Below are 10,458 nucleotides of genomic sequence, written 5' to 3' on the forward strand. Positions count from 1 at the left end.
TATCCCTCAACTTTCATTGGGATTTGCTAAACTTCAAGCCATTGTTTATAGGCTCACTTCCCCAATTTTTATATTCCTAACTCACCCTGAATTCTATTTTTCCTCTGCCTAAAGTGACACAACAGGGCTATAGAAGATGAAGCTTGGCTGCAAAATTTCAGCTTATGAATGAGTGACATCAATACTCTCATTCAATCTGCGAATCAGCCGTGATAACTCACGAATAATATTCACCGCGATTTCTGGAGTTTCTTCAATCGCGTCATAAAGTTGCTCTTGTGTCAATTCTAAACATTCACAAGGTTCGAGAGTAGTGGCTGTAGCAGAACGGGACTGTGTATCAAATACAGCCATTTCCCCAAAGTATTTTCCCTGTTCCACTTCCGCTAAAAATTTATTGCCAATGTGGACTTTCACTCTACCTGATACCACAATATACAGCGATCGCCCTTCTTCCCCCTGTCTAAAAATCGTATAATTTGCCGGAAATGACAACTCGTGCATCACTGAAGTCAGCCGCACAATAAAATCATCCCGTAATTCCTTAAAAATCGGGACACGTCGCACAAATAACAACCGATCAACACTACTGAGCATAATTTAGAGTTAAGTCTCACACATTAAAAATATCAGGCAACTTTGGTATTCTTGAGTATGCGATCGCCATACTAACCGATAAAGATTATAACTAAGTACAGTGTCTCATTATTTTAAAGAAACACTCTGCGCCCCTCAGCCCTAACTTTGCCTACCTCTGCGTTTAAATAAAGATGAAAATCAGACCTGCTACTCCCAATGATGTCTCGCTAATTTTCTCATTTATTCAAAAAAAAGCCGAATTTGATCGCAACATTGGCGCTTTCGCTGGTGAGTTGCAAGTATCTGAAGAAAAGATACACAAAACGTTGTTTGGCGCAATCCCCTTTTCTTACGTTTTATTTGCAGAGGCTTCAGAATCTGAGGTTGGGTTTGCTTTATACGGATTTCGCTACTCATCGTTTGCAGGACAACCAAGTATCTGGCTGGATGATTTGTACGTTGATGAACAAATGAGAAGCCAAGGTGCAGGAACCGCATTGATGAAACGACTGGCTGAAATTGCCAGAGAAAATGATTGTACTCATCTAGCTTGGAATGCTGATGCGCGAAATATTCGAGGGCTGAATTTTTATCATCGTCTGGGTGCAGAAATCACACACCAGCAAGATAATCGTTGTTTTTTGCGATGGATTCCAGGCTGTAGGCGTGAAAAAAGTCTGAAGTTTGAAGCCTGAAGTATAAAATTTGGTATTGTTCAATCTAAAACCCAAAATCTAAAACTCTTCTGCTTCTTGCCTTACTATTTATACACAAGTCTTTTAAAGTTTTTACGCTTGTAGGGTGGATTAATTTTTACAAGTCGATGTATTAACAGTATTTATATTGCAAGGCGATGTATTGACATTGTGAGTTTAAGAATTAACATTGCAAGGCGATGTATTGACATTGCGCGCTTAACATTAATATTGCAAGATGATGTATTGACATTGCGAGTTTAACATTAACATTGCAAGGCGATGTATTGACATTGCAAGTTTAAGCATTAACATTGCTGATTAACGTGACGATGAACCTCTCCCCAAACCCTCTCCGAGGCGGAGAGGGGCTGAAAATACAACGAAAAATTAGGGGCGTTGCTAAATTTAGGGATGAAATAATGAACCGCAAAGTACGCAAAGTACGCAAAGTACGCATTCTCTACGAGAGGCTTCCGCCAACGCGCAGCGTCTCGTAGAGAAGAAGAGGTTTTGAGAGATAAATATAAGAAAATCATCCCGCATTTATGCAACACCAAATTAGGCTTTCAAAGCAAGCTATGGAAAAAAAAGTTTTTTTAATCCGTCGAACTCACGTTGATTAAGAGCCTTGTGTGTACACTATAGGACTCTTGCCAGAGAGGGAAGAAAATAAATACCAAAAGCAGTAGCATTCATGATGACCACTGCTTTAAAAACTAGCAAACAAACTGCTGATAACTTATAAATCGCAGCTTGTTAGTATTAGTGTTTAATGTTTCTGTTGCTACTTATGTTGGCAACCTATACTTTTTCAGCACTAACCAAATGTTGACCAATTTAGTATTTCGGTAAATTTTATGTCTGCAACTGCAAAGGGTAGCCGACTTGCACATCAGTATCACGAACTTCCAGCGCAAGAAGTTGCTCAAACCCTAGACAGCCATCCAGATAGGGGTTTAACCTCGGCTGTAATTCACAAACGATTTGAGCAATATGGCAAGAATGAACTGACAGCTAAACCTGGAAAACCCCCGTGGTTGCGATTTTTATTACAGTTCAATCAAGCATTACTCTACATCTTATTAATTGCTGGGGCAATTAAAGCGTTTTTAGGTTCCTGGACAAACGCCCTAGTGATTTGGGGTGTGACTTTAATTAACGCCATTATTGGTTTTGTGCAAGAATCTAAAGCTGAAAATGCGATCGCAGCCTTAGCAAAAGCTGTCACCACAGAAGCCACAGTCATCCGCAACGGGCAGAAGTCACGCATTCCTTCCCAAGAAATTGTTCCTGGCGATATCGTTCTTTTAGCTTCTGGAGACAAAGTTCCGGCTGATGTGCGACTGTTGGAAGCACGTAATTTGCAGGTAGATGAATCGGCTTTAACAGGAGAATCTGTACCTGTGGAAAAGTCTAATACCTCCGTAGCGGCCGATACACCTTTGGCAGAACGAATTAACATGGCCTATGCAGGTAGCTTTGTTACCTTTGGTCAAGGTAAAGGTATTGTCATCGCCACTGCGGGAAATACAGAAATAGGGCGGATTTCTCAATCATTAGAACGAGGAACTAGTTTAAGTACGCCTCTCACTCGGAAATTTGAAAAATTTAGTCAAACATTACTCTATGTAATTTTAGGTCTAGCTGCCCTTACCTTTGCCGTCGGTTTGGGACAGGGACAGTCTTGGACAGGGATGTTTGAAGCGGCTGTGGCTTTAGCGGTGAGTGCCATTCCCGAAGGATTACCTGCGGTGGTAACGGTAACAATGGCGATTGGTGTAGACCGCATGGCACGCCGCCACGCCATTATTCGGAAGTTACCGGCCGTAGAAACCTTGGGCGGTGCAACAGTTATTTGTTCTGATAAAACTGGGACGTTGACCGAAAACCAAATGACGGTACAGGCCATATATGCAGGAGGGCAGTATTTTACCGTCAGTGGTACTGGTTACAGTCCAGATGGAGAAATCCAATTTCAGCAGCAACCTGTAGATTTAGATAGAGACAATTTCCCATCACTGCAATCTTGTTTAATGGCTGGGTTGCTGTGTAATGATTCTCATATTGAACTCAAAAATGATTATTGGACTGTAGTTGGCGACCCCACAGAAGGTGCTTTAATTGCAGCTGGCAATAAAGCCGGATTGCAGCAAGCAACAATAGCTGAGTCAATTCCCAGACTTGATACCATCCCCTTTGAATCTGAGTTTCAATACATGGCTACCCTGCATCGAAATAATGGGGGCAAAATTATTTACGTCAAGGGTTCTGTAGAAGCCATTACAAAACGCTGTAAGCAAATGCTGAATCGCAACGGCAAACCAGAACCAATCATTGGGGAATTAGTGGAACGGCAAGTTGAGGCGATGGCTAGTCAGGGTTTGCGGGTATTGGCTTTTGCTCAAAAAGAAGTCCCAACAAACCATAACTCCGTAGAACACGAAGATATTGATACTGGGTTAATTTTCTTGGGATTACAGGGGATGATTGATCCGCCACGACCAGAAGCGATCGCAGCTGTTCGAGCCTGTCGATCAGCCGGAATTCAAGTAAAAATGATTACAGGCGATCATATCACCACAGCCAAAGCGATCGCCGAACGCATCGGATTAGAAAAACATGGTCGAGTGCAAGCCTTTACAGGTAAGCAACTGGCTATGATGGACGACCAAGAATTAAAGCTGATAGTAGAAGATGGTGTGGTCTTTGCCAGAGTTGCCCCTGATCAAAAACTCCGCTTAGTCGAAGCACTACAATCTAAAGGCGAAATTGTCGCCATGACTGGAGATGGGGTCAATGATGCCCCAGCTTTGAAACAAGCTGATATTGGTGTAGCAATGGGTGGCGCTGGTACAGATGTGGCAAGAGAAGCTGCTGATATGTTGCTTACAGACGATAACTTTGCTTCCATTGAAGCCGCAGTCGAAGAAGGCCGGACTGTTTATCAAAACTTGCAAAAAGCGATCGCTTTTATTTTGCCAGTCAACGGCGGTGAGTCGATGACTATCTTGATTAGTGCTTTACTCGCTAGAGAATTACCAATTTTATCTCTGCAAGTTCTGTGGCTGAATATGGTCAACTCAGTCACAATGACCGTACCTTTGGCCTTTGAACCCAAATCTGACCGGGTAATGAAACAAAAACCCCGCAACCCACGGGAACCATTACTTTCAAAGTCACTATTCCAGCGAATTGCAGTAGTTTCCATTTTCAACTGGATTTTGATTTTTGGGATGTTTGAATGGGTGCGTCAAACTACCGGGGAAATTAACTTAGCGCGGACAATGGCCATTCAGGCTTTGGTGGCTGGGAGAATTGTTTATTTATTGAGCATCAGCCAGTTAGGTAATGCCTTGATTCGTAAGCTCAGGGGCAGATCAGCCCAAATTCGTGATTTTCCCGCGATCGCTCTTGGTATACTCGCCACAGTGGTACTGCAAATTATCTTTAGCCAATGGAGTTTCATGAATACTTTGTTTGCCACTGCACCGTTAAATCTGAATCAATGGTTGATTTGCTTGATTCCTGCCTTACCGATGATTCCCTTGGCGGCTTTGGTCAACCGCATCGATCCGGCTGATTAAATGTCAGACTAAATGTAGTGATCAACATATTAAGGTTAGCTGCCACAAAATGTTCTGGAAATGGTGCTTGAGACTACTCCCAATATTACTAGGGCTGTGGCTGTTGTTAGATTTGGTTTGCCGTCTAGGAGCAGAGATTTTTTGGTTTCAAGAAGTTGACTATCTGCAAGTATTCTTATTGAGGTCAGTAACAAAAGTTGCTTTAGTATTATTTGTCGCTGCGAGCAGTGCTATCTACTTATTAGGAAATTTGTTTTTAGCACAACGGCTGAAGTATCCGCCATCTTTAAAAATTGCCCAAGTCAAGCGTGAGCAAGCAGGACTCAGTGCAGAGCTAAAAAACCTTCTCAGTCCTCAGTATTCCAAATCTGATGAGAATCAGATAACTTATACACGAACTTTGCCAATCAGATTGCGCTGGCTACTACCAATAGTTTTGATATTGAGCTTTTTGGTGGGGTTAATGCTGGCTAACTACGGTCAAATTGCCTTTGCTTATTGGCAGTCTTCTGTAAACAAGGTTGATTTACCTGTTATTTCACTATTTCGGCTAGAGACAATTTGGACACTGGGAAGGCAAATTACTGCTCAAATTTTGTATGTTGGTTTGGCTGTAGGAGTTGCGATCGCTATTTTAATTTATCCACGATTTCTCTTAACGGCGATCGCTGGTGTGTTTAGTCTGCTATTTGCTTGGATACTACACAACAACTGGGCAAAAGTCCTGCAATATTTCCATCCTACTGATTTTAACTACTCCGAGCCTTTATTTAATCAAGATATCAGCTTCTACGTCTTTTCCCTACCAGTTTGGGAACTTCTAGAACTCTGGTTAATGGGTTTATTTTTATTTGGTTTTGTCGCCGTTAGTCTTACCTATCTTCTCTCGGCAGAGAGTGTGAGTCAGGGAATTTTTCCAGGGTTTTCATCACCGCAGCAGCGTCACTTATACGGAATGGGTGGCTTATTGATGCTGCTTGTCGCCTTCAGCTATTGGCTGAGTCGTTATGAACTAGTTTATTCCCCCAGGGGAGTTAGTTATGGTGCTAGTTATACCGACGTTAATGCTCAGTTACCAGCTTACACAGTGTTGTGTATTTTAGCCGTGGCGATCGCTTTTTACCTTTTGTGGCGCACAGTTTTCTGGCGAGCTAAGTCTGCGTATCGCCACTGGGTATTTTACGGGTTGGGCGTTTATTTGGTGGTGGCGGTGGCGGCTGGTGTTATCTTACCAACAGTGGTGCAATATTTAGTTGTTCAGCCTAACGAATTGCAGCGGGAAGAACCATATATTAAACGGACTATAGCCTTAACTCGACAAGCATTTGATTTAGAGGCTATTGATGCTAAAAACTTCAATCCCCAAGGAACTTTAACTGAAGCCGATATCCGCAATAACGACTTGACAATCCGCAATATTCGCCTTTGGGATCAGCGACCACTTTTAGAAACTAACCGCCAACTGCAACAAATTCGACCCTACTATCGCTTTCCTGATGCTGATATTGATCGGTATACCCTAGAAACCGAAGCAGCCTCAAAGCGCCCAGCTGCGCCTCCAAATAACATAGCACCTGATCAAGAAGCACCTGAACCAACAGAACGGCGACAAGTTTTAATTGCTGCGCGGGAATTAGACTATAATTCCGTACCCCAACAGGCGCAGACATGGGTAAACCAACATCTAATTTATACGCATGGATATGGGTTTACCCTCAGTCCAGTCAACACCGTTGCCTCTGGTGGACTACCAGAATATTTTGTCAAAGATATTGCTGGTAATGGTGATGGCGCTCTTACTACTTCTAGTGAAGCGATTCGAGACAGCATTCCTATTGGTCTACCCAGAATTTATTATGGTGAAATTACTAATACTTATGTAATGACTGGCACAAGAGTCAGAGAACTAGATTATCCCAGTGGCAGTGATAACGCTTATAACACCTATGATGGATTAGGCGGCATTTCTATTAGTCCTGGGTGGCGACGTTGGCTATTTGCCACGTATTTGAAAGATTGGCAAATGTTATTCACACGGGACTTTTTGCCGGATACAAAAGTGTTGTTCCGGCGGAATGTGAAACAACGTATCCGAGCGATCGCACCCTTTTTAAAATTTGATAGCGACCCCTACTTAGTCGCTGCCGATCCTAGTATCGGTTCAGATTTCCCTGGTGTAAAAAATAATCTGTTTTGGATTGTAGATGCCTATACAACTAGCGATCGCTATCCTTACTCTGACCCTGGCAATAATGGCATCAACTATATTCGTAACTCCGTCAAAGTCGTCGTTGATGCCTACAACGGTACTGTTAATTTTTACATTGCTGACCCTAGAGATCCGATAGTTAGAAGTTGGTCGGCCATCTTTCCTAAGATGTTTAAACCTCTCAGCGCTATGCCACTCACTCTCCGTAGCCATGTCCGCTATCCAGTGGACTTTTTTCAAATTCAAGCGGAGCAGTTGATGACCTATCACATGACAGACCCCCAAGTATTTTACAACCGGGAAGACCAGTGGCAAATCCCCAACGAAATCTATGGTGATAAAACTCGTCCAGTAGAGGCGTATTATTTAATTACCAGCTTGCCCACAGTTCCTTTTGAAGAATTTATCCTACTTTTACCTTACACTCCCAGACAACGGACGAATTTAATTGCTTGGTTAGCTGCGCGATCGGATGGAGAAAACTACGGTAAATTATTGTTATATATTTTCCCCAAAGAGCGCCTGATCTACGGGCCAGAACAAATTGAGGCACGCATTAACCAAGATCCAGTGATTTCCCAACAAATTTCTTTATGGAATCGTCAAGGTTCTAGAGCCATTCAGGGGAATTTGTTAGTCATTCCCATTGAACAATCCTTATTGTACGTCGAGCCTATTTATTTAGAAGCCACGCAAAATAGTTTGCCAACTTTGGTACGGGTAGTTGTCGCTTACGAAAACCGCATTGTTATGGCACAAACCCTAGAACAAGCATTGCAAGCCATCTTTCAACCAGAAGTCACACCCGCACCTGCTATTATCCGTCCCTTTGAAGAGGGAACCTCGCCTAATCAGTGATAACAAGGAAACAAGGCTATATCTAATTTTTCGGACAAGATAAAATTTGGTAGGGAGGGCAACAGGATTTTCATTTGTTTCCTCGTTCTCCATCACACCACTTGATCCTTATATTTATTCCTGAGCCATTGCTAAAGCTTCACGAGCTTCAGCAATAAGAGTTTCATTGATTTGAGATTCTAATTCCTTATACTCTGCCATTGCATTTCTCAAATCATTTCCTACAACCCGCCAGTCAGACAGCAGAGCCAAGTAGTCTGCTTGCTCAGGACTTAACGACGAGTTATACGCCTGTAATGTGTTGCCAAAATCTACTATTCTGGCGATACCTTCAATTAAAGATGGTCGTGCGTATAAATAACTTGACAATACATCCATGACTACCCCATAAGCTTGCTTACGACTTTGAGAGTAGACCTCTCCAACTTCAATATACATCAGCCAAAAGTATAGACTGTAAAACGAGTGCCAGCTTTACAAAATCTTTGATCGAATCGTGCTGACTTGCGTAAATCTCGGTCATAAGCGTGCCTGCCCGAGATATTTATTCTTATTATTGAGTATATTCAGTTGACATTCTGGCCTGGCGACCCGCAAGTAGAATTTACCACAGTGGCAAATATTCCCGATGATGGCTATTATCTGCGGGGGTTTTCTATGGGAGAACATAGCGCTACTCATATCAACGCCCTTAACAGTTTTTACGCTAATGGTGCCGGAATTGACGAATTTGGATCAACTGCCTCCTAAGGGTACTACATTAGCGATCGCTATTCTCAGATTACGTGGTGGTTCTGGTTCGCCTGTGGGTGTGTTGGCTTTTGTGCCTTAACTTTTGTGTATAACTTTCTCGTCTTCCGTCCATTCACCAAACTTGACGTTAACGTAGAAAACAAATCAAACCTATACCAATTCTCTAAAAAAAATCTTAATTACGAATTACAAATTATGTCTTTATTAACTTGCCGCAATTATATCGATGGTCAATGGGTGAACGCCACAACAGGAACTACTCTTGATAGTCGCAACCCTGCTTTAATAAGCGAAGTCGTCGCTACGTTTCCCCGTTCTCAAGCCGAGGATGTCGAGACATCTGTAGCCGCCGCCCGTCAAGCTTACCGCAATTGGCGCAAAGTCCCCGCCCCAGCTAGAGCCGAATACATCTTTCGTGTGGGGGAATTATTACTTGAACACAAAGAAGAACTCGCTCAATTAATTAGTCGGGAAATGGGTAAACCCCTAACAGAAGCGCGGGGCGATGTGCAGGAAGGTATTGACTGCGCTTTTTATAGTGCTGGCGAAGGACGGCGACTGTTTGGGTTAACAACACCTTCGGAAATGCCTAATAAATTCGCTATGACGGTGCGAATGCCTATCGGTGTTTGTGCTTTAATTACTCCTTGGAACTTTCCTATGGCTATTCCTTGTTGGAAAGCTATGCCGGCTTTAGTATGCGGTAACACAGTCATCCTCAAACCCGCGGAAGATACCCCCGCCTGTGCAACCAAACTCATCGAAATTTTCGCCACCGCAGGTTTACCGCCAGGTGTAATTAATTTAGTGCATGGTGTTGGCGAAGAAGTTGGTAAAGCTTTAGTAGAACATCCTGATGTTGATTTAGTTTCATTTACTGGTTCTTCCGAAACGGGTGCTTTTGTTGGCGCTACTTGCGGACGCACTCATAAGCGCGTCTGTCTGGAAATGGGTGGAAAGAACGCCCAAGTTGTCATGGAAGATGCAGACTTAGCATTAGCTTTGGATGGTGCAGTTTGGGGTGCATTTGGTACAACTGGACAGCGTTGCACGGCTACCAGTCGTCTAATATTACACCGCGACATCAAAGAAAAGTTTACGGCGATGCTATATGAGCGCACCAACAAATTACGCCTGGGTGCTGGGAATGACCCAAAGACAGAAATTGGGCCGATAATTAATCAAAGGCAACTGCAACGGGTGAATGAGTATATGAATATTGCCCGTGAGGAAGGTGCAAAAATCTTAATTGGTGGAGAAATAGCCAGTGAAGGACAATTAAAACAAGGCAATTTCTTTCAACCAACTATTCTAGATAATGTTACACCTGATATGCGCGTCGCCCGTGAAGAGATATTCGGGCCTGTAGTTGCATTAATTGAGGTTAGTTCATTTGAGGAAGCGATCGCAATTCTCAATGATACCAATTACGGTCTTTCTTCTTCTGTTTATACCCGCGATATCAACCGCGCTTTTACTGCCATGCGCGATATTGAAGCTGGTATTACTTATATAAATGGCCCGACTATTGGCGCAGAGGTACATTTGCCTTTTGGTGGTGTGAAACAAACAGGTAACGGCCACCGCGAAGCCGGAACCACTGCTTTAGATGTATTCACGGAATGGAAGAGTGTGTATGTTGATTTTTCGGGCAATTTGCAACGCGCCCAAATAGATAACCGGAGTTAATTTATCTAGTTACGGACATAAAAAAGCAGGGGGGCAGGGAGCAGGGGGCAGGGGAGAAAAGCCACCCACAAGGGATGGGGTTTTAACC

7 protein-coding genes are annotated in these 10,458 nt (G+C 43.1%); 5 read left to right on the forward strand and 2 right to left on the reverse strand.

Annotated elements, in window-relative coordinates; translation table 11 throughout:
• Nucleotides 1–162: 162 nt before the first annotated feature.
• Nucleotides 163–597 carry a cyclic nucleotide-binding domain-containing protein gene (locus IQ259_RS25865; RefSeq protein ID WP_193888856.1) on the reverse strand — a complete coding sequence of 145 codons (435 nt, stop codon included), beginning with the start codon at nucleotides 595–597 and terminating at the stop codon, nucleotides 163–165.
• A 173-nt stretch (nucleotides 598–770) separates the two neighbouring features.
• Here IQ259_RS25865 and IQ259_RS25870 point away from each other — a divergent pair, with 173 nt between their 5' ends.
• The 3 genes from IQ259_RS25870 (at nucleotide 771) to IQ259_RS25880 (ending at nucleotide 7,928) form a co-directional block, all read left to right on the forward strand.
• Nucleotides 771–1,274 carry a GNAT family N-acetyltransferase gene (locus tag IQ259_RS25870; protein ID WP_193888857.1) on the forward strand — a complete coding sequence of 168 codons (504 nt, stop codon included), beginning with the start codon at nucleotides 771–773 and terminating at the stop codon, nucleotides 1,272–1,274.
• 860 nt (nucleotides 1,275–2,134) lie between these two features.
• Complete coding sequence (locus IQ259_RS25875) at nucleotides 2,135–4,861, forward strand: cation-transporting P-type ATPase (RefSeq protein ID WP_193888858.1); 2,727 nt, start codon at nucleotides 2,135–2,137, stop codon at nucleotides 4,859–4,861.
• Between the two features lie 49 nt (nucleotides 4,862–4,910).
• On the forward strand, nucleotides 4,911–7,928 hold the full coding sequence (locus tag IQ259_RS25880; protein WP_193888859.1) for a UPF0182 family protein: 3,018 nt from the start codon (nucleotides 4,911–4,913) through the stop codon (nucleotides 7,926–7,928).
• A 114-nt stretch (nucleotides 7,929–8,042) separates the two neighbouring features.
• On the opposite strand, the gene IQ259_RS25885 is transcribed toward IQ259_RS25880, so the two are convergent.
• Complete coding sequence (locus IQ259_RS25885; RefSeq protein WP_228014788.1) at nucleotides 8,043–8,366, reverse strand: hypothetical protein; 324 nt, start codon at nucleotides 8,364–8,366, stop codon at nucleotides 8,043–8,045.
• A 132-nt stretch (nucleotides 8,367–8,498) separates the two neighbouring features.
• Between IQ259_RS25885 and IQ259_RS27395 the strand changes: the two genes are divergently transcribed.
• Nucleotides 8,499–8,678 (forward strand): cyclase family protein, encoded by a 180-nt coding sequence (locus tag IQ259_RS27395; RefSeq protein ID WP_228014789.1) that lies wholly within the window; start codon nucleotides 8,499–8,501, stop codon nucleotides 8,676–8,678.
• A gap of 195 nt (nucleotides 8,679–8,873) precedes the next feature.
• A complete protein-coding gene (locus IQ259_RS25895) occupies nucleotides 8,874–10,370 on the forward strand; it encodes an aldehyde dehydrogenase family protein (protein ID WP_193888861.1) in 1,497 nt (498 codons plus the stop codon).
• Nucleotides 10,371–10,458: the final 88 nt, after the last annotated feature.

The organism is Fortiea sp. LEGE XX443 (genome assembly GCF_015206815.1).
Taxonomy (GTDB): Bacteria; Cyanobacteriota; Cyanobacteriia; order Cyanobacteriales; family Nostocaceae; genus Nostoc_B.